The sequence below is a fragment of the Flavobacterium crassostreae genome (assembly GCF_001831475.1).
GTDB lineage: Bacteria > Bacteroidota > Bacteroidia > Flavobacteriales > Flavobacteriaceae > Flavobacterium > Flavobacterium crassostreae.
On record NZ_CP017688.1, the window covers coordinates 1303832 to 1322375 of the forward strand.

The window sequence follows — 18544 nt, forward strand, 5'->3', positions numbered from 1 at the left end:
TTATACCTCTTGATCTGCAGTTACAGCACGGTTAAGAAATTCATTTAAGGGTTGTAATAAAATTAATTTTTTACATTTATTGGCTGCAAAATCCTTTTGGGTTATTTCGGTAAAATCAAATTCTTGGAGTACTTCAAAGCTTTTTAGTTTGAGTAAATCCAGGGCTGGATGGTCTTTATCATAGCCTCTTGGCGGATTTTTAAGGGTGCTTTTGTCTGTTCTGGAGAAGCTTCCAAATTCTTTTTGGAAGGTTTGGTCTTGGATGATAGTTTCTAAATCTTCATAAAAAAAAGCAATCTCTTTTCTGATTTTTTTTAAATCTTCGGGCAAAGGAGCATAAAAACCGCCTGCAATAAAACTAGCTCCTCGTTCTATATGGACGTAATATCCTGCTCTGTTTTTGCCTTTGGCTCCAGAGGACAACCAAATGCCCAAATGGGATTTATAGGGAGATTTGTCTTTAGAGAAACGAATGTCTCTATTAATCCTAAAAGTGCAATTTTTTACTTCCAGCATCTCAAGAGAAGGGTCTAGTGGCTTCATGATATCTAAAAAGGCAGCAACCAACTGTTGGTAATCTTTTTTAAAGACATCGTATCTTTTTTTATTGGCAGCAAACCAATCTCGGTTGTTATTGGCGTTTAAATCGTCTAGAAACTGTACACTTTCTTTAGTGAGCATGGTAGTTTTTTTTTAATTTTTAGTACTTTGCATTCCCTCAGAATGCCATCTTAAAAACCCGCCGTCTAATTCATAAATAGTAGTAAACCCGAGTTCTTTGAGTTTGCTAGATGCTTCTTTGCTTCGGCGACCACTTTTGCAATATACAAAAACGGCTTTGGTTGGATCCAATTGTTTGCTCTGGGCTTCAAATTGAGTACCCAACCAATCGATGTTTTGGGCTTTGAGCAAGTGGCCTTGTTGGAATTCTTCGGGGGTACGTACGTCCAAAATTTGAGCGTTGGCTGTGTTTTCTATTTTTTCAGAAAAAGCTTCGGGAGATACAACATGTAGTTGTTGTGAGTAGGGTTTTTGACAACCAAGAAGCATAAAACTGCTTATAAAAAAGAGTAGAATATATTTTTTCATCCGTAAAATGGGTTTTAATTATTAAAGGTAGTTTTTTTTTAAACGCATAACAAGTTTAGTATTTTTTCATAAAATTCTTCTTTATTAACGGGTTTGATGATAGTGGCGTCAAATCCCAAAGCAACAGCTGTTTTGGAACCGATGTAGGTATCACTAGTTAGCGCCATTATGGGTTTGGATTGGTTTGGGTTGTTGCTTTTTTTGATATCCTTGGACAATTCAATCCCGGAATAGTCAAAAATTTGAATATCGGTAACAATCAGGTCTACCACATGTTGGTTTAAATACGCAGTGATTTGTGGCGCTCTCTCAAAAACAGCGGCTTTAAACCCTACGTTTTCAATTAATTTTTTGACAACCCGAAGCGTTAAAGCATCGTCATCAACAACTGCAATAGTAATGGATTGGTCTTTAAATTTGTTTTTTAATTGGGTTTGATAGGATTCTAATTCAGGTTTTAGAGGCTCCAAAAGCAGGTAGAATGTCATTTGGGTACCCACATTTAAGGTGCTTTTGGCAGTTATTTTTCCATCAAAAAGCGTTACAATGTCTTTGCATAGGCTAAGGCCTAGACCTGCGCCATAATTGCGCTGTGATTTGTTGTTGCTGCTTTGGTAAAATTTGTCAAAAATACTGCCAATATCTTGTTCTGAGATTCCAATTCCGGTATCTGTAATAGCAACCTCTAGGCGGTATTTGTTTTGGTGCGTACTAATTTTGGTATTTACGGTAATGGTGCCTTGGTTAGTAAACTTGATGGCATTGACAATAAGGTTGTAAAACAACTGGTGTATTTTTACATTATCTGCCCACACAGCTATATTGGTACTGGGATCTAAATTAGACACCAGTGTAATGTTTTTGGCTTCTGATAAAGATTGCAGAGAGTCTACAAGGGGTTGGATCTCTTGTTGAATATTCATTTTAGAAGGATACGCTTTGAGTTGGTTGTTTTCGTTTTTCAAAAATTCTAAAATCTGACTCACGGTCATTTGGAGTGAACTTGAAGCAAAATCAAGCGAATGGATGACAGGAGTTAATTCTGGGTTTGAATTTTGTTTTTTTAATTTCTTTGAAAAATTAGAAATAATACTCAACGGAGCTCTCATTTCATGGCTTAACATGCCTATTAGCTGGTTTTTGTTGTTTAAGTTTTTTTCGGTAACTTGTTTGGCGGCATACAAATTAGATTCTCTGACGTAGGCATATATAGTGTAAAGCAACAACAGTATGGTTGCCAGACTCATAAGCAATAGTAAGTTTAAAATAGTGCTTTCTTTTTTGTCAAGCTCGTTTTGGTATTTTTGATAGCTTGTTAAATATTTTATTTTAGAGTCTTCTTGAGATGATTTAGTATAAAACAGTAAGATTTCTTGGCTCTTTTGTACAATTTTTTTGTTTATTTCTAGCAATTCATAATCTTTTGCTTTCAATAAGTTATAGGTATTTTTAATGCTATTAAGGTTACGGATGTAGTATTGCTCCGTTAGTTGGAACGAGTTGCGCAATTGTTCCTCAAAAGAACCCGATTTTTCTTGGTTATTAAACACCATTTTAATAACCGATTGGGTCTCTTCTTTATTGGTGTCTAGTTTTCCTTTTAAGGCATTGCCAATACGTCCAAAAAGGCTTTTTTTATTGGTTTGGCTAACTTTTTTAACGGTATCATAGGTGATGGAACTCAGTACTTTGTTGTAATCGTATTTTTGGATAGAAAAAGTAACTTTAGCATTTTGAGTGCCTATATTTTTTTTGCTATTAATCAACGAGTCCAATTGTGTTTGTAGTGTGGCTACAGCTTTTTCGGTACCTTTTTTGCGATTAATCACTTTAGAAAACCCAGAGTCTGTTTTGGATAATATACTTAATTGTCCTAAATAAAATGCCATTGAATCTAGTGCTACTTTGTAGTTTTTTAGATTATCGGCCTGATGCGACAGCAAGTATTCGTTAAAATTATTTGTTGCCTTGAGGTAGTGTTTTGTAGCTTGGTTAGAATACAACAAAGACAAGTTGGGCTGCAGGGCGTCTTCTAGGTTATGTGCTATGGTTTGTTTGTCTTGGTTTTGGTTACTCCAGGTTTTATACAAGAGTATTTGGGTCAAAAGGATCGAAAAAAAGAGCGCAATGAGTACGGCTTTTCTAATAGTAATTTTTTTCATTAGGGTATTTATTTAACAAAAATGGATCTATACTATAGCTATAATGCTAAGATAAAGGAAACATTTGATACGATTGCTGTGTTGATTTTACAATTGCTTCGGTTCTCTCTGGATGGGTGTCGGAGATAAAAAGTTGTCCAAAAGTATCTCTATTTACCATCTCAATGATTTTTGAAACCCTGTTTTCATCTAATTTATCAAAAATATCATCCAATAACAACAAGGGTTTAACGCCACTTTGTTTTTTCAGAAATTCAAATTGGGCTAATTTTAAGGCAATCAAAAAAGATTTTTGTTGGCCTTGGGAGCCAAATTTTTTGATCAAATGGCCGTCAATTTTAAATAATAAATCATCTTTATGGGTTCCAACACTGGTATATTGTAAAGCCCGGTCTTTGGCAGTATTTTCTTCAAATAGAGTCAAAAGATCTTTGCTAAACAAATGGCTTTCGTAAACTATTTGCACTTCTTCTTCGGTTCCGGCAATGGCAAAATGGTGTTGGTTAAAGATAGGCAGAAACTCGGCCAAAAAGGCGTTTCTTTTTTCAAAAATATAACTACCATAGGCCTCTAATTGTTCGTTATATATGGCTAGAGTATCTTTTTCAAAAACATGGTTTAAGGCAAAGTATTTTAATAATGCATTGCGTTGGCTCATTACTTTTTGGTACTGAATGAGTTTTTGCAAATACTCCGGATTGGATTGAGAGATAACACTATCCATAAATTTTCGGCGGGTTTCACTCCCTTCTACAATTAAATCGCGGTCTGCGGGCGAAATAATCACTAACGGAATAAAACCAATATGATCCGAGAATTTGTCATACACCTTGGCATTGCGTTTTAATACTTTTTTTTGGCCTTTTTTAAGACTACAAACTAGGTGTTCGGTGCGGTCGTTTTTGATAAATTCAGCATCAATCACAAAAAAATCTTCTCCGTGTTTTATATTCTGTACTGCTAACGGATTAAAATAACTTTTGCCGTAGGCTAAATGATAAATGGCATCCAGAACATTGGTTTTTCCAATTCCGTTCTTGCCTACAAAACAAGTAATCCTACCTTTAAACTCAAAAGAGGCTTCTGCAAAATTTTTATAATTGAATAAGGAAATTTTTTTTAAATACATGTTAGGGCTTACTGGGTATAGTAAATTAGGTTCTTTGGATGTGCGTTTTTAAGCGGGTGCAAATTATTGAAAAATATCTAGAACAAGCCGTTTTTGTACTCTAATCAGTTGTTAATTTTTTTTTGGCTACAAAATAGTAGCTGTGATTTTAAAATAGTTTTTGTAATTAAAACATAAAAAGCGTCTTTTTTTGTGTGGGTTTGAATAAAAATTTTATTTTTGCGGTTCACTAAATATAAATTTAAATGGCTACTTACAGTAAAAGAGGATATAAGACCCCAAAAGAAAAAGAAGTAAAAGATACCGTTGAAGACGTAAATGTTGAAGCAAATGACAGTACTACTGAAGAAGTTTTTTCAAAATTAGACGAAACCGCCTCTAAAACCGAAGACTGGGTAGCTAGAAACCAAAAAATAATCATTGGTTTTGTTGGAGCCGTTGCCTTAATTACGGTAGGATATTTAGTTTATCAAAAATTTATTGCAGAACCAAAACAAGTAGATGCAGCAAACGAAATGTTTGTGGCACAGCAAAATTTTCAGCAAGCAACCGATGGTGTAGCTAGTGATTCATTATACAAATTGTCTTTAAACGGATCCGAAGGTAAGTTTGGTTTTGTGAAAATTGCAGAAGAGTACTCGGGTACCGATGCCGGAAACCTAGCAAATTACTACGCTGGAATTGCGTATTTAAATATTGGTAAATATACGGAGGCTATAGACTATTTAAAAAAGTTTGACTCCGAGGATATTGTTTTAAAAGCATTAGCCAAAGGTGCCATTGGAGATGCATACGCTCAAAAAAACGAGCCAAAAGAAGCTTTAGAGTATTATTTAAAAGCGGTTGAGGTAAACAAAAATGATTTCACTACGCCACGATTTTTGTTAAAAGCAGGAAAAACAGCCCTTGCATTAGGTGAAAAAGAAGCAGCGTTAAAGTATTTTACAGACATCAAAGAGAATTTTGATGCTGCCCCCGAAGCTACCAAAGTAGATGCTTTGATAGGTTTAGCACAATAATTGCATTTGCGATCTAAAATCTAAATATAAAATTATGGCTACTTTAAATAAAAATTTATCAGTGTACGACAAAAACACGCTCCCAAAGGCCAAAGATTTTCGTTTTGGAGTGGTAGTTTCGGAATGGAATGAAACCATAACCGAGGGGCTCTATAAAGGAGCTTATGATGCTTTTTTGGATAACCAGGTACAAGATTCTAATATTATTCGTTGGAATGTTCCGGGTAGTTTTGAGCTTATTTATGGTTGCAAAAAAATGTTGCAAACCCAAAATGTAGACGCCATTATTGCTATAGGATGTGTTATACAAGGAGAAACCAAGCATTTTGATTTTGTTTGCGAGGGTGTTACACAAGGCATAAAGGATCTCAATGTGCAAACCGATGTGCCTGTTATTTTTTGCGTACTTACAGATAACACCATGCAGCAATCCATAGACAGAAGCGGTGGTATACATGGCAACAAAGGTACCGAAGCAGCTATTGCAGCAATTAAAATGGCTTTTATACGGCAACAAGCCTCTTTAACACACGAATATAAAAAACCAAACTTATTGTCTTCGGGTCAATTACAATTAGAAGATTTGCCCTTAAAAATCGAAGATTAAAAATAAATAAATATGTTACAAACTAACCTATACTGTTCTACAAATGGTATAGGTTTTTTGGTTTTATTTATGATACTATATAGGGTTAAAGCCCGTATAAAATGGTTAAATTTGTGTTCGCTACAGGCCAACTAATTAATTTTTTTTAAAACATCAAATACATTTTTTAATGTCAAGTATCATTCAATTACTTCCGGATCATGTTGCAAATCAAATTGCTGCTGGAGAGGTTGTTCAAAGACCCGCTTCAGTGGTAAAAGAATTGCTAGAAAATGCAGTAGATGCAAATGCTACGGATATTAAGTTGATTATAAAAGATGCCGGAAAAGCATTAATTCAAGTCATTGATAACGGCAAAGGAATGAGTGTTACGGATGCTCGTTTGTGCTTTGAACGTCATGCAACCTCAAAAATAAGACTGGCAGAAGATTTATTTTCGTTAAATACAAAAGGATTCCGAGGCGAAGCATTAGCATCCATTGCAGCAATTGCACATGTGGAGATGAAAACCAAACAAGAGCCCGACGAATTAGGGACCCAAATAATAATAGAAGGCAGTAAAGTAATCTCGCAAGAAGTTGCTGTTTTGCCAAGAGGAACCTCCTTTGCTGTAAAGAATTTATTTTTTAATATACCCGCAAGACGTAATTTTTTAAAATCCGATACGGTAGAGTACCGGCACATAATGGACGAGTTTCATAGAGTAGCGCTGGCACATCCTACTATTGGTTTTGCTTTTTACCACAATGGTAGCGAAATGTTTAACCTTCCGGCCTCTAGCTTAAGACAACGAATTGTAGCTGTTTTTGCCGGAAAAACCAATGAAAAACTCGTTCCAGTTCAAGAAGAAACGGATATTATGAGCATTCAAGGATTTGTAGGAAAGCCAGAATTTGCTAAAAAAAGTAGGGGAGAACAATTTTTTTTTGTGAACGATCGTTTTATAAAAAGCGGCTATTTGCACCATGCGGTAATGGCTGCCTATGATGGGGTTCTGAAAGAAGGTGCACAGCCCAGTTATTTTTTGTATCTAAAAGTCCCTGCAAATACCATTGATATAAACATTCATCCTACCAAAACTGAAATAAAATTTGATGATGAGCATGCTTTGTATGCCATATTGAGAGCGTCTATCAAGCATAGTTTGGGTCAGTTTAATGTGGCGCCAGTTCTAGATTTTGATAGAGATGCCAATTTAGATACGCCTTATAGTTACAAAGATTTAAAGGGAGAAACACCTACCATACAAATAGACCGCAGTTTCAATCCATTTCGGGAGGATAGCCCTAACAAGCATTATGCAGGAGGTTCTGGAGCGGGATCGTATTCTAAAAATGCCCCAGCAGCTGCCAGTTGGGAGAGCTTGTATGTAGGTTTAGAATCGGATGGGGCTACAGAGAATGCGCTTCATGAAATGTCATTTGAGAGCGAAGCCGTAACAGGTTCTTTGTTTAATGACCAAGAGGTAGAGCAATCGGTGCATAATGCCTATCAAATTCATAAAAAATATATTGTATCGCCTATAAAATCAGGAATGGTTATTGTGGACCAACAGCGGGCCCATCAGCGGGTTTTGTATGAGCAATTTTTGACCAACATGACCCTGCAGCAAGCCTCAAGCCAGCAATTGCTGTTTCCGTTGGAGTTGTATTTTTCAGCCATAGAAATGGAACTTATCCAAGAGCTAAAGTTATCTCTGATAAATACCGGTTTTGTGTTTGAGCAAACAGCAGCAGATCATGTGGTGATTTCTGGAACCCCCGTAAATGTTACCGAAAGTGAAGTTTCGTTGGTTTTAGAACAGCTATTAAGTGATCTGCAAGATGGCATACCCGAGAGTAGTTTTAGTCAGAATGATACCATAGCAAAATCTATGGCAAAGAGTTTGGCTGTAAAAACAGGAACAGCACTGACTATCAAAGAACAAGAAAATTTAGTAAACGGGCTTTTTGCTTGCAAAGACCCTAATGTTTCCCCATTTCAAAAACCCACTTTCATCACCATGCGTGTGGAAGATATAGATAAAAAATTTGCACTATGATACAGGTAACCGAAACCGTAAAACAAATAATTATAATTAATGTATTGTTCTTTTTAGGAACGTTACTGGTAGGAGATGCAGCCTACAAAATTCTAGCCATGTATTTTCCTGAAAATGGATTTTTTCAGTTTTGGCAACCCATAACCCACATGTTCATGCACGGGGGATTTATGCATATTTTCTTTAATATGTTTGCACTTTATTCTTTTGGTTCTGCATTAGAGAGTATATGGGGAGGCAAAAAGTTTTTGTTTTTTTATATATCCTGTGGCTTAGGAGCCGCAGTATTACATACGGCTATTAATTATTATTATTTTAACCAAGGTTTGGATGCCTTGGTTGCAAGTGGTTTTTATAAAGCAGATATTTTGCAACTTTTAGACCAAGGAAAAATTAATACCCAATGGCAAGAGTTACTAACGGTTTCTGAATTTCAAAATTTCACGAGTGCGTATTTGGGTACTGTAGTAGGTGCTTCTGGAGCAATTTATGGTGTAATTGTGGCCTTTGCTTTCTTGTTCCCAAATGCGGAGTTGGCTTTGTTATTTATTCCGGTGCCTATTAAGGCAAAATATTTTGTACCAGGATTGGTTTTAATAGATTTGTATTTAGGTATGTCAGGGCAGTCTATCTTTGGTAATGGAGGTCCTGGAATAGCGCATTTTGCACATGTGGGTGGCGCTTTGTTTGGTTTTTTGATTATGTGGTATTGGAAAAAAAACCAATTCAACAGCAACAGATGGCACTAAAGAGCTATTTTGGAACACGATAAAGGTATAAACAAGAAAGTAAAGGATGACTATTTTAGACGATTTAAAATTACAATACAAACTAGGAGGAATTACCCACCGATTGATCTACTGGAACGTAGGTTGTTTCTTAATTTCACTAGTATTTTTTTACCAGTTTTCAGCAGGAAATTTTAATTTTCCGAACTGGATAGCGCTACACACGGCAGCTCCAGATTTTTTGATTTTTCCGTGGACTTTTCTGACCTATGCCTTCTTTCATGATGGTTTTTGGCATTTGCTTTTTAATATGGTAATTCTAAATTTTGCCAGTTCGTTGTTTCTTACTTTTTTTACACAAAAGCAACTTTTAGGATTGTATGTACTTGGAGCTATATTTGCAGGAATTATTTTTGTAGGAGCATATTTTTTTTTAAATTTAACTGCATCTATTGTTGGGGCATCTGCAGCAATTATGGCTGTTTTAGTGGCCATCACGTCTTACCAACCATTGTTGGGAGTGCAGTTGTTAGTTTTTGGTAAGGTTAAGCTATGGCAGCTAACCGCCGTGGTTTTAATAATAGATTTAATGCAATTTAGATTAGATAATACCGGAGGGCATCTATCCCATTTGGCAGGTGCTTTTTTTGGGTGGTTGTTTATCCAATTGCTCCAAAATGGAACCGATTTGAGTAAGATTGTAACTGCGGTGCTTGCTTTTTTTGCCAATCCATTCCAAAGATCTTCGGCAGCTCCTTTTAAAAAAGTGCACAAAAATTATACCCAGACGGTAAAACAAAAACCAATTTCTAGAATTGTTACCAAAGATAAAACACAGCAACAAATAGATGAAATACTAGACAAAATTAGTCAATCGGGTTACGATAGTTTATCTAAAGAAGAAAAAGAATTTTTATTTAAAACAGGAAAATAAAAATGCATTGGCAATGTTTGATTTAAAAATAACCCACGGAATAATTACACTATGAAAAACCTTTCTTGGTTCAATAGAGGCATGTATCTCTTGAATGTGGCACTCATATCGGTTACCTTTATAGCCTATGTGCTGCCTTTTTTGGCGCCTAAATTGTTTCCTGTTTTGTCGGTTCTGACACTTTTTATTCCTTTGTTTTTTATACTTAATGCCTTGTTTTTTGTCTATTGGATGCTTCAGTTCAAAAAAAGAATGATTTTATCTGGCTTGGTTCTTTTGATGGGAATTACCTTTATTAATAAATTTTATAAGTTTTCGGCAAAAGAATATCCTGAGAGCGAGAAGAATTTTATAGTAATGAGTTATAATGTTCGTTTGTTTAACCTGTTTAAATGGTTGGATAAAGAAGAAGTACCCGAAACTATTCTGGATTTTATAAATGAAAAAAACCCCGATATTTTGTGCATACAAGAGTATTCTAACTCTGCCAATATGGATTTAAAGGTGTACCGCCACAAATATATTTTGATGCAAGGGAATAAAATAAAAACCGGGCAGGCAATTTTTTCTAAATTTCCAATTATAAGCCAAGGAAACATTGTTTTTCCTAATTCGAACAACAACGTTATTTATGCCGATATAAAAAAAGGAAAAGACATTATCCGAGTGTATAATATGCATTTGCAGTCTATAAAAATATCTCCCGATGTAGATGAAATATCCGAAAATATTGAGGTAATTAATACTGGAAAATCACAAATGATGTTTTTTAGAATCAGCAAAGCTTTTAAACAGCAACAACAACAAGCTGCTATTTTTAAAGAACATAAAAAAAACTGTAGCTATCCCGTTATTATTTGTGGAGACATGAACAATAGCGCCTATTCGTATGTGTATCGGGATGTTAAAGGCGGTTTGAATGATGCTTTTGAACAAGCAGGGCTTGGTTTTGGAAAAACCTATAGATTTAAATACTACCCCGCCAGAATTGATTATATATTTGCAGATCCTATCATGAAGGTAAAACGATTTGAAACATTTTCGGATTTTGAAAATTCAGACCATTATCCTATCATGGCGCAACTCTCCATGGATTAATTTCGGGGAACCATTATAGAGATTGTTCTTGTAGGTAGTCTATAGTGAATTTACCTTCATTAAACAATAAATCAAGAATGCTTAAGTTGTTGATAAAACCGTGTTTATCGTCAAAAACTTGTTTGTAAGCCGCAAAGCAGGAAGTGTCTTTTTTGCCGTTAACTAAATGACGATGGTCTATAAAAAGTCCAGAATCGACTTCGTGCTGGTATGCTGTGGTGGTATCATAGGCTATCTTTTGGCGCAAGCTACATGCCATAAAGTCTAAAGTTTGGTAGTTTAAATCCAATAAAAAGCGGTGTTTTTTTTCAAAAATCATACGCAAATCATCTTCAAAGTACTCAAAAAAAGGCGCATTTCGATACGCGGCTTCTAGAGATTTAAAATGCTGTTTTTGCCAGTCAAAATCCGTGTCAATTTGTATGTCTTTTGTTTTTTGAGGACCTAATTTAGCGTGTTTTATAGGTATGTTTAGCAATTGTATGCCGTTGGGACTGTAAATATACGCTCGGTTTCGGTTGGTTTGTTTCTGGAAATTATCCTCGGTTTCAAAGACAAGTTGTTTTGCTTGTGTTAGGGCTACAAAATGACTAATTGAAGGAAAGTAGGTAGGGTGTAATAAGGTATTCATTTATATTAAAATTAGGATGGCATTCTATAAAATCAAAAAGCCATAAAGTAACTCTAAAAAAGCTACTTTATGACTTTGGATTGGGTAGTATGTAATTATACTTTGTTTTCTTTTCTTTTTTTCCAAAAATATTCTCCAATAAAAAATACGGCTAATGCAATCAAGAAATATTTAAAGTAAGATTGTGGTTGGCCTTCGCCGCTTACTGTAGTGAAAACCCTGTTCCAACGGATCTTGTTGATGCCTTTTGCATTGCTATCCCAGCTTAGCCATATAAAGATTGGTTTTCCTACAATGTGATCTTCGGGTACAAAACCCCAATAACGGCTATCTTCAGAATTATGGCGGTTGTCTCCCATCATCCAATAGTAGTTTTGTTTAAAAGTATAGTCTTTTATAACTACTCCGTTGAGCAAAATTTCGTCCCCAATCAGTTTTAGATCGTTTTTTTCGCCCGCTTCATTTTGTTCATAATCGGTAATTATTCGGTGATAAAAGGGTAGTGTTTTGGTGTTAATGGCAACACGGGCTCCTTTTTTAGGAATATATATAGGTCCAAAATTGTCTTGACTCCATTGGTTATTATGCGGAAATATAGCAGAATTTGCGGTAGTGGCAATTTGCCTTTCTACGGCTGTGATGCCTGGAACATTTTTTAATCTAGCAGCTCCAGCGGCCGTTAGTGCACTAAATAATAAGGTGTCTCTTCGTTCTTGATTTTTAAAATAAACAGGATCTGTAATGTCAAGATCTTTTAGTAGATATTCAAAATCAATAGTGGTTTTGCCATCCAATGCTACAGCGTAGGAGAATTGTGGCTTGGCTCTTTCAGGCAATTGCAATATATTTCCGTCGATGTAAACAATCCCTTCCTTGATAGACAAACTATCTCCAGGTACTCCAACACATCGTTTGACATAATTGGATTTTTTATCTACCGGTTTTATTACGCCAGGCTTTCCTTTGGGTTCAAAAAAGTAATGCACCGTATCTACAGGCCAATTAAACACCACAATATCGGAGCGTTTGATGGTTTCTATAGCAGGCAACCTCAAGTATGGGACTTGTGGCCATGTTAAATACGATTTGTTTTTGGTAAGCGGTATAGAGTCATGCACCATAGGTAGGGCCACTGGAGTCATTGGAACTCGGGCACCATAATTTACTTTACTTACAAACAGAAAGTCTCCTACGAGTAACGATTTTTCAAGAGATGAAGTTGGTATAGTAAAGGGTTGTATAAGATAGGTGTGTACTAATGTGGCTACAATAATTGCAAATAATAAGGATCCAACAGTGTCTGTAGCCTTGTTTTTAGGTTCTAAATTGTTGTCTGAATTGTAGTTTAGTGGTTGGGTATAGTTCACATAATACAAATACAAACCACAGCTAATTACGGCCAAAAAACGGTCTAATGTAGATCTTTTACCAAAAACACTTAAGGTTGCTATCCAGAGTACTGGAAAAAGGATAAGATTAATAATAGGGATAAAAAGCAATAAAGTCCACCAGATAGGTTTGCCTATTATTTTCATCAAAACAATAGCATTATAGACCGGAATTGCAGCTTCCCAGCGTTTTCTTCCTGCGGCTTCGTACATTTTCCAGGTGCCCAAAAAGTGTACAATTTGCATCAGCAAAAAACATACAAACCATTGGTATAGTGTCATAATTTATGAGTTTAAGTTAGGGCTTTGTTATTTTAGTTCCAACACGTCTTTCATGCTAAAAACGCCTTTTTTTCCTACAATCCATTCTGCAGCAATTACCGCTCCTAATGCAAATCCTTCTCTGTTGTGTGCGGTATGTTTTATTTCGATGCTATCTACTTCGGAGGAATAATTTACGGTATGCGTACCTGGAACTGTGGTGATTCGTTTGGCTTCAATATGGATTTCATGGGTTTGGGCTTGTTCCAAAGTCCAGTTGGTGTAGTGGCTGTTTTCAATAATTCCTTTTGCTAAGGAAATTGCAGTTCCGCTTGGTGCATCTAGTTTTTGTATATGATGTATTTCTTCCATGGTTGCCTTATAGCTGTCTAGTTTGGCCATCATTTTTGCTAGATAGGCATTGAGTTCAAAAAATATATTCACTCCAAGGCTAAAATTAGAGCTCGAAATAAAAGCACCGTCTTCTTTTTGGCATAGCTGTACCATTTCGTCATACTGTTCTAACCATCCGGTGGTTCCAGATATAACAGGAACTTTATGGGTAAAACAAGTTGTAATGTTGCTCACTGCCGCAGATGGAATACTAAAATCTATAGCTACATCAGCTCTATCAAGTCCATCAAAGCTAGTATCTTGGTCTTTTTTTAGTACAATTTCGTGGCCTCTTTCTAGCGCAATGCGTTCAATTACTTGCCCCATTTTTCCGTATCCTAAAAGCGCAATTTTCATTTTTTATTTTTTTATAATTTGTTTTAAAAAAAGTTCTGAGTTGTTTAAAAACAGTAGTTAAGAGTTAGTCCTACGTTTGTCTTAAATGTTACATCATTAGAATATAAAACCGGTTTGACCGATAGGTTTTGATCTACATTAAATTGTAATAAAGCCGCATCTACATTGGCATCTATGATGTTCAAAACATAAAAACCTACCGTTATTAATGCGGATAAATCTCTGTTACGTTGGTAAAATTTTTGTGCCGCAATTAGTCTACTATCGTCAAGATTAGAAAACGCATCGTCTTTATAACCCTCTAACCTGCGTTTGTAAGCGTCTCTGTACTGGTTGTGTTTTTTATTACTATCCAGATAGAAATAAAGGCTAGTACCCATGGCGCCATATACTAGGGGTATTTTCCAATACTTTTTGTTATAAGCTTGTCCTAATCCTGGAAGTATTGCAGAATAAAAAGCTGCTTTGGCAGGAGTTAAAGGATCAATGGAGCGGCTGGTTGTTTTTAGGGTGTCTTTAATAATCAGGGGTAGTGCTTGGTTATTTTGCGCCTTAATTTGGTTGCAAACCAACCACAAAAATCCTATGTAAATTAACTTATTCACCTACTTTTTTATTAGTGCCAATATTCTATTGAAGTCCTCTTCGGATTGAAAAGGAATGGTGATTTTACCTTTACCGTTTCCGGCTACCTTCACCTCTACAAGATTGCCAAAATAGCTATTAAATGCTTTTTTTTGGGTTTCTTCAATTTCAAATGGAGCTGCTTTTGGAGCTGTAGTAGCTGCTTTTGGTTTTAAACTTTCTTGGTAGCTTTTTACCAATGCTTCGGTATCGCGTACCGAAAGGTTTTTGCTTACAATCTGGTGGTAAATATCGGTTTGTTTGTCTAGATCTTCCACGTTAATGATGGCGCGTCCATGCCCCATACTAATGAATCCATCCCGAATACCAGTTTGGATAATGGGGTCTAGTTTTAGCAAACGGATATAATTTGCGATTGTGGAGCGTTTTTTACCTACACGATCGCTTACTTGTTCTTGAGTTAATTGTATTTCGTCCATTAATCTCTGGTAAGAAAGCGCAATTTCTATAGGATCTAAATCATGGCGTTGGATGTTTTCCACAAGAGCCATCACCAAAGACTCGTTGTCATTAGCAATCCGTATGTAAGCCGGAACAGAGGTTAATCCTACTAGGGTAGAGGCGCGCAAACGACGCTCTCCTGAAATTAATTGAAATTTATTATAATCTAATTTACGAACCGTTATGGGTTGAATAACCCCAAGTTCTTTAATAGATATGGCTAATTCTCTTAAAGATTCTTCGTTAAAATTACTACGAGGCTGAAACGGATTTATCTCAATAGCATCAATATCAAGCTCAATTATATTTCCTACAACTTTTTCAGCATTTTTATCATTAACAGATTGAATGTCGTTTTCTGGGTCTTTTAATAATGCTGATAATCCTCTACCTAATGCTTGTTTTTTTAGTGCTTTTGCCATAAAACTATTTACTGTTTTTCTTTATAATTTCTTGCGCTAGGTGCAAATAATTAATTGCTCCTTTGCTGGTTGCGTCATAGTTAATGATGCTTTCTCCAAAACTGGGTGCTTCACTAAGTTTAACATTACGCTGGATGATAGTTTCAAAAACCATATCGTTAAAATGTTTTTGAACCTCCTCAACCACTTGGTTAGACAGACGCAATCTGGAGTCATACATTGTCAATAACAACCCTTCAATTTCAAGATCTGGATTGTGTATTTTTTGAATACTTTTGATAGTATTTAATAATTTACCCAAACCTTCTAATGCAAAATATTCACATTGGATAGGAATGATTACAGAATCTGCTGCTGTTAATGCATTTAGGGTTAATAATCCTAAAGATGGTGCGCAGTCAATAAGGATGTAGTCATAGTTGTCTTTTACGCTTTCGAGAGCTTGTTTGAGCATGTACTCTCTGTTTTCCTTATCTACCAGTTCAATTTCTATGGCAACAAGGTCAATGTGCGCAGGAATAACATCTACGTTAGGAGCTGTACACTTAATGGTGGCTTCTGTTGGAGTATTACTGTGTTCTAAAATTTGGTAGGTGCCTATCTCTACGCTCTCTACATCAATGCCTAGCCCAGAACTAGCGTTAGCCTGAGGATCCGCATCAATAATTAGTACTTTTTTTTCTAAAACGCCTAGAGAAGCTGCAAGATTTACGGATGTAGTAGTCTTTCCAACGCCTCCTTTTTGATTAGCAATCGCAATGATTTTGCCCATGTGTTTTTATAAATTTTGAACCGTAAAAATACAATTAATTATGGTTTCTAAAAATCTATTTTGTTAACATTTCATAAACATTGCTCTATTGGCTCTGGCGGTACAATTTTGCCCCTATGCAATGGCTTGTTTAGTAGGATGTTTTTGAGCGAGTCTGTTTAAAATATAATTTGGATAGTCTTTAAAATTAGAATGCTAATTGTGTTTTTTTTTTTGGAAACTTCGTATTGAAATTGAATTAAAAATAAGGGGCTAAAAGGAAGTTTTTTTTGGGTAAAAAAAAAGTCTTTTCAAATAAATGAAAAGACTTTTGTCGGGGTGGCAGGATTCGAACCTGCGGCCTCCTGCTCCCAAAGCAGGCGCGATAACCGAGCTACGCTACACCCCGTAATTCGAGTGCAAATATAAAACTTTTTTTTAGTTAAGCAACAATAAATTGAAAATAGAATGTAATTATTTTCAAATAGCTAAAATTGATGTTTTTATGGCATAGATTTTTTATTAAAAAACTACATTTGTATCTTCAAACAGAAATAAAAAACAAGATTTATGTCACATACTATCGAAAAAATTAAATGCCTTATCATAGGTTCTGGGCCAGCAGGATATACTGCTGCAATTTATGCTGCAAGAGCAAATATGAATCCTGTTTTGTACCAAGGTATGCAACCTGGTGGACAGCTAACAACTACTAACGAAGTCGAAAACTGGCCTGGTAATCCAATAGGAATCACGGGTCCCGAAATGATGGTGCAGTTGCAAGAGCAGGCACAACGTTTTGGTACTGATGTACGGGATGGTTGGGCTACCAAAGTAGATTTTAGTGGCGGTGTTCATAAAGTGTGGATAAATGACACTATCGAATTGCATTGCGAAACGGTAATCATTTCGACGGGAGCTTCGGCTAAATATTTAGGACTGGCTTCTGAGCAGCACTATTTGCAAATGGGTGGTGGTGTTTCTGCTTGTGCAGTTTGCGATGGTTTCTTTTATAGAAATCAAGAAGTTGTCATTGTAGGTGCTGGAGATTCTGCTTGCGAAGAAGCACATTATTTATCTAAGCTGTGCAAAAAAGTAACCATGCTGGTACGTAGCGAAAAATTTAGAGCTTCTAAGATCATGGAAGAGCGTGTTCGAAAAACAGAAAACATTACCATTTTATTAAACCACGATACAGTAGAGGTTTTAGGAGATGAGCAAGTGGTTACAGGAGTAAAAGTTTTAAATAAAACCACCGAAGAGACTTATGAGATTCCAGTAACAGGTTTCTTTGTGGCTATTGGACACAAACCCAACACAGATATTTTTAAAGACTACATTACTTTAGACGAGACGGGATATATTGTTGGTCAACCAGGAACTTCTAAAACAAATGTTGCAGGTGTTTTTGTTGCAGGTGATGCTGCAGATCACGTGTACCGTCAAGCAATTACTGCTGCGGGTACAGGTTGTATGGCAGCTCTAGATGCCGAAAGATATTTGGCAGCAAAAGAATAATGTTTTAGAATTGTAATTAAATACATAAGCCCGTTTACCTAAAGTAAACGGGCTTATGTATTAAAAATGGGTTTTATTTTTTCTTGAACAATTTTACTTCGTCAGTAAATTTACCTAAATCAATTTTGGCATTACCATAAAGCGCAATTTCGGATTTATCCGAAGCTTGAATTACAATACTTTTGGTAGCATGTACCGATCCAGTAGAATAGCTCTCTGTAGTTAAGGCAATGTTTTTGACTACTAGTTTTTCGGCAACCAGTTGTGCATTATGATCCAATCTAAGGGTAGCGTTTGTGGCATCTCCTTCTATTTTCGCTTCGGCTTTTTGATACAAATCACAGGTTAAATCCGTTGTTGCTATTAATGCTTTTAGGGCGCTATCTTTGCTAAGTACAAGTCGGGCCTTACTGGCTTTTAGATTGAGCTCTACCTTTGATTTATCATCCGTTTCCAAAACAAAATCCGTTACTTTGGCATTCATAAATACTTTGGCATTATCTAAAGACGTTACTTTAAGACTATCTACAATAATTTCTTGAATTGCATTTATCTCCGTATCATTTTTGGCTAATATAGAGCGAAGTTTATTGGTATAGGTGATTTTAACAACCATTTTTTTGTACCGACTAGCTTCTTTATTGGTGGAAACACGTAGCGCTTTTTCATTAGATTCTATAACAAAAAGATCGTGCAGGTTATCATCTGCTTCAATCTCTAAGGCAGCATTTTCTCCTTTTTCTAAATGCACTTCAATATTATCACTTATTTCGAGAACACTAAAACTTGAAATATCTTTCTGCTCCGTAGTTACTTTTTTAGAGCCTTTTATCTTCTCTTTTTTTTGGGCTACAGCAATGCTGGTAAATAGCGTTAGTAGGAGTAGTGTAGTAATTTTTTTCATTTTAAATAGAATTATTATTTTTACAA

Annotated in this window: 18 protein-coding genes and 1 tRNA gene; 7 read left to right on the top strand and 12 right to left on the bottom strand. The window is 35.8% G+C overall.

Features of this window, described 5'->3' with window-relative positions:
- From LB076_RS05885 to recF, 4 genes are read right to left on the bottom strand one after another with little or no spacing between them, the layout of a single operon-like run.
- The gene (locus LB076_RS05885; RefSeq protein WP_066333780.1) at positions 1 to 681 is read right to left on the bottom strand and encodes a DUF2461 domain-containing protein; all 681 of its coding nucleotides are present in this window, start codon (positions 679 to 681) and stop codon (positions 1 to 3) included.
- 12 nt (positions 682 to 693) lie between these two features.
- The gene (locus tag LB076_RS05890) at positions 694 to 1089 is read right to left on the bottom strand and encodes a rhodanese-like domain-containing protein (protein WP_066333775.1); all 396 of its coding nucleotides are present in this window, start codon (positions 1087 to 1089) and stop codon (positions 694 to 696) included.
- Positions 1090 to 1127: 38 nt separating this feature from the next.
- The gene (locus LB076_RS05895) at positions 1128 to 3251 is read right to left on the bottom strand and encodes a hybrid sensor histidine kinase/response regulator (RefSeq protein WP_066333773.1); all 2124 of its coding nucleotides are present in this window, start codon (positions 3249 to 3251) and stop codon (positions 1128 to 1130) included.
- 46 nt (positions 3252 to 3297) lie between these two features.
- Positions 3298 to 4380: a DNA replication/repair protein RecF gene (gene recF / locus LB076_RS05900; protein WP_066333771.1), complete on the bottom strand. Its 1083-nt coding sequence runs from the start codon at positions 4378 to 4380 to the stop codon at positions 3298 to 3300.
- A 245-nt stretch (positions 4381 to 4625) separates the two neighbouring features.
- Here recF and LB076_RS05905 point away from each other — a divergent pair, with 245 nt between their 5' ends.
- The 6 genes from LB076_RS05905 (at position 4626) to LB076_RS05930 (ending at position 10807) form a co-directional block, all read left to right on the top strand.
- Positions 4626 to 5399 carry a tetratricopeptide repeat protein gene (locus tag LB076_RS05905; RefSeq protein ID WP_066333769.1) on the top strand — a complete coding sequence of 258 codons (774 nt, stop codon included), beginning with the start codon at positions 4626 to 4628 and terminating at the stop codon, positions 5397 to 5399.
- A gap of 34 nt (positions 5400 to 5433) precedes the next feature.
- Positions 5434 to 6006: a 6,7-dimethyl-8-ribityllumazine synthase gene (gene ribH, locus LB076_RS05910; protein WP_066333765.1), complete on the top strand. Its 573-nt coding sequence runs from the start codon at positions 5434 to 5436 to the stop codon at positions 6004 to 6006.
- 169 nt (positions 6007 to 6175) lie between these two features.
- Positions 6176 to 8047 (top strand): DNA mismatch repair endonuclease MutL, encoded by a 1872-nt coding sequence (gene mutL, locus LB076_RS05915; protein ID WP_066333764.1) that lies wholly within the window; start codon positions 6176 to 6178, stop codon positions 8045 to 8047.
- Entirely contained in the window at positions 8044 to 8796 is a 753-nt protein-coding gene (locus tag LB076_RS05920) for a rhomboid family intramembrane serine protease (protein WP_066333762.1), read from the top strand. The genes mutL and LB076_RS05920 overlap by 4 nt, the downstream gene beginning before the upstream one ends.
- Positions 8797 to 8842: 46 nt before the next feature.
- Complete coding sequence (locus tag LB076_RS05925) at positions 8843 to 9709, top strand: rhomboid family intramembrane serine protease (RefSeq protein ID WP_066333760.1); 867 nt, start codon at positions 8843 to 8845, stop codon at positions 9707 to 9709.
- 51 nt (positions 9710 to 9760) lie between these two features.
- Complete coding sequence (locus tag LB076_RS05930; protein WP_066333758.1) at positions 9761 to 10807, top strand: endonuclease/exonuclease/phosphatase family protein; 1047 nt, start codon at positions 9761 to 9763, stop codon at positions 10805 to 10807.
- Between the two features lie 13 nt (positions 10808 to 10820).
- On the opposite strand, the gene LB076_RS05935 is transcribed toward LB076_RS05930, so the two are convergent.
- From LB076_RS05935 to LB076_RS05965, 7 genes are all read right to left on the bottom strand, one after another.
- Entirely contained in the window at positions 10821 to 11438 is a 618-nt protein-coding gene (locus LB076_RS05935; protein WP_066333756.1) for a WbqC family protein, read from the bottom strand.
- Positions 11439 to 11533: 95 nt separating this feature from the next.
- Positions 11534 to 13108, bottom strand: a complete 1575-nt coding sequence (gene lepB / locus LB076_RS05940; protein WP_066333754.1) for a signal peptidase I — start codon at positions 13106 to 13108, stop codon at positions 11534 to 11536.
- 27 nt (positions 13109 to 13135) lie between these two features.
- Positions 13136 to 13837, bottom strand: a complete 702-nt coding sequence (dapB, locus tag LB076_RS05945; protein WP_066333752.1) for a 4-hydroxy-tetrahydrodipicolinate reductase — start codon at positions 13835 to 13837, stop codon at positions 13136 to 13138.
- Between the two features lie 44 nt (positions 13838 to 13881).
- Positions 13882 to 14442: a DUF5683 domain-containing protein gene (locus LB076_RS05950; protein WP_066333744.1), complete on the bottom strand. Its 561-nt coding sequence runs from the start codon at positions 14440 to 14442 to the stop codon at positions 13882 to 13884.
- A complete protein-coding gene (locus LB076_RS05955; RefSeq protein ID WP_066333741.1) occupies positions 14443 to 15345 on the bottom strand; it encodes a ParB/RepB/Spo0J family partition protein in 903 nt (300 codons plus the stop codon). It abuts the gene before it with no gap.
- Between the two features lie 4 nt (positions 15346 to 15349).
- Positions 15350 to 16117, bottom strand: coding sequence for a ParA family protein (locus LB076_RS05960; RefSeq protein WP_066333738.1), 768 nt, complete (start codon positions 16115 to 16117; stop codon positions 15350 to 15352).
- Positions 16118 to 16430: 313 nt separating this feature from the next.
- Positions 16431 to 16505: transfer RNA gene (locus tag LB076_RS05965), tRNA-Pro, on the bottom strand.
- A gap of 161 nt (positions 16506 to 16666) precedes the next feature.
- Here LB076_RS05965 and trxB point away from each other — a divergent pair.
- Positions 16667 to 17614, top strand: a complete 948-nt coding sequence (trxB, locus tag LB076_RS05970) for a thioredoxin-disulfide reductase (protein WP_066333735.1) — start codon at positions 16667 to 16669, stop codon at positions 17612 to 17614.
- Between the two features lie 73 nt (positions 17615 to 17687).
- Here the strand turns inward: trxB and LB076_RS05975 are convergent, their stop codons facing one another.
- Positions 17688 to 18518, bottom strand: a complete 831-nt coding sequence (locus LB076_RS05975) for a GIN domain-containing protein (RefSeq protein ID WP_066333731.1) — start codon at positions 18516 to 18518, stop codon at positions 17688 to 17690.
- Positions 18519 to 18544: the final 26 nt, after the last annotated feature.

Coding starts and splice junctions, on each gene's coding strand:
- LB076_RS05885 (WP_066333780.1), bottom strand. CDS start 681: ATGCTCACTAAAGAAAGTGTACAGTTTCTAGACGATTTAAACGCCAAT.
- LB076_RS05890 (WP_066333775.1), bottom strand. CDS start 1,089: ATGAAAAAATATATTCTACTCTTTTTTATAAGCAGTTTTATGCTTCTT.
- LB076_RS05895 (WP_066333773.1), bottom strand. CDS start 3,251: ATGAAAAAAATTACTATTAGAAAAGCCGTACTCATTGCGCTCTTTTTT.
- recF (WP_066333771.1), bottom strand. CDS start 4,380: ATGTATTTAAAAAAAATTTCCTTATTCAATTATAAAAATTTTGCAGAA.
- LB076_RS05905 (WP_066333769.1), top strand. CDS start 4,626: ATGGCTACTTACAGTAAAAGAGGATATAAGACCCCAAAAGAAAAAGAA.
- ribH (WP_066333765.1), top strand. CDS start 5,434: ATGGCTACTTTAAATAAAAATTTATCAGTGTACGACAAAAACACGCTC.
- mutL (WP_066333764.1), top strand. CDS start 6,176: ATGTCAAGTATCATTCAATTACTTCCGGATCATGTTGCAAATCAAATT.
- LB076_RS05920 (WP_066333762.1), top strand. CDS start 8,044: ATGATACAGGTAACCGAAACCGTAAAACAAATAATTATAATTAATGTA.
- LB076_RS05925 (WP_066333760.1), top strand. CDS start 8,843: ATGACTATTTTAGACGATTTAAAATTACAATACAAACTAGGAGGAATT.
- LB076_RS05930 (WP_066333758.1), top strand. CDS start 9,761: ATGAAAAACCTTTCTTGGTTCAATAGAGGCATGTATCTCTTGAATGTG.
- LB076_RS05935 (WP_066333756.1), bottom strand. CDS start 11,438: ATGAATACCTTATTACACCCTACCTACTTTCCTTCAATTAGTCATTTT.
- lepB (WP_066333754.1), bottom strand. CDS start 13,108: ATGACACTATACCAATGGTTTGTATGTTTTTTGCTGATGCAAATTGTA.
- dapB (WP_066333752.1), bottom strand. CDS start 13,837: ATGAAAATTGCGCTTTTAGGATACGGAAAAATGGGGCAAGTAATTGAA.
- LB076_RS05955 (WP_066333741.1), bottom strand. CDS start 15,345: ATGGCAAAAGCACTAAAAAAACAAGCATTAGGTAGAGGATTATCAGCA.
- LB076_RS05960 (WP_066333738.1), bottom strand. CDS start 16,117: ATGGGCAAAATCATTGCGATTGCTAATCAAAAAGGAGGCGTTGGAAAG.
- trxB (WP_066333735.1), top strand. CDS start 16,667: ATGTCACATACTATCGAAAAAATTAAATGCCTTATCATAGGTTCTGGG.
- LB076_RS05975 (WP_066333731.1), bottom strand. CDS start 18,518: ATGAAAAAAATTACTACACTACTCCTACTAACGCTATTTACCAGCATT.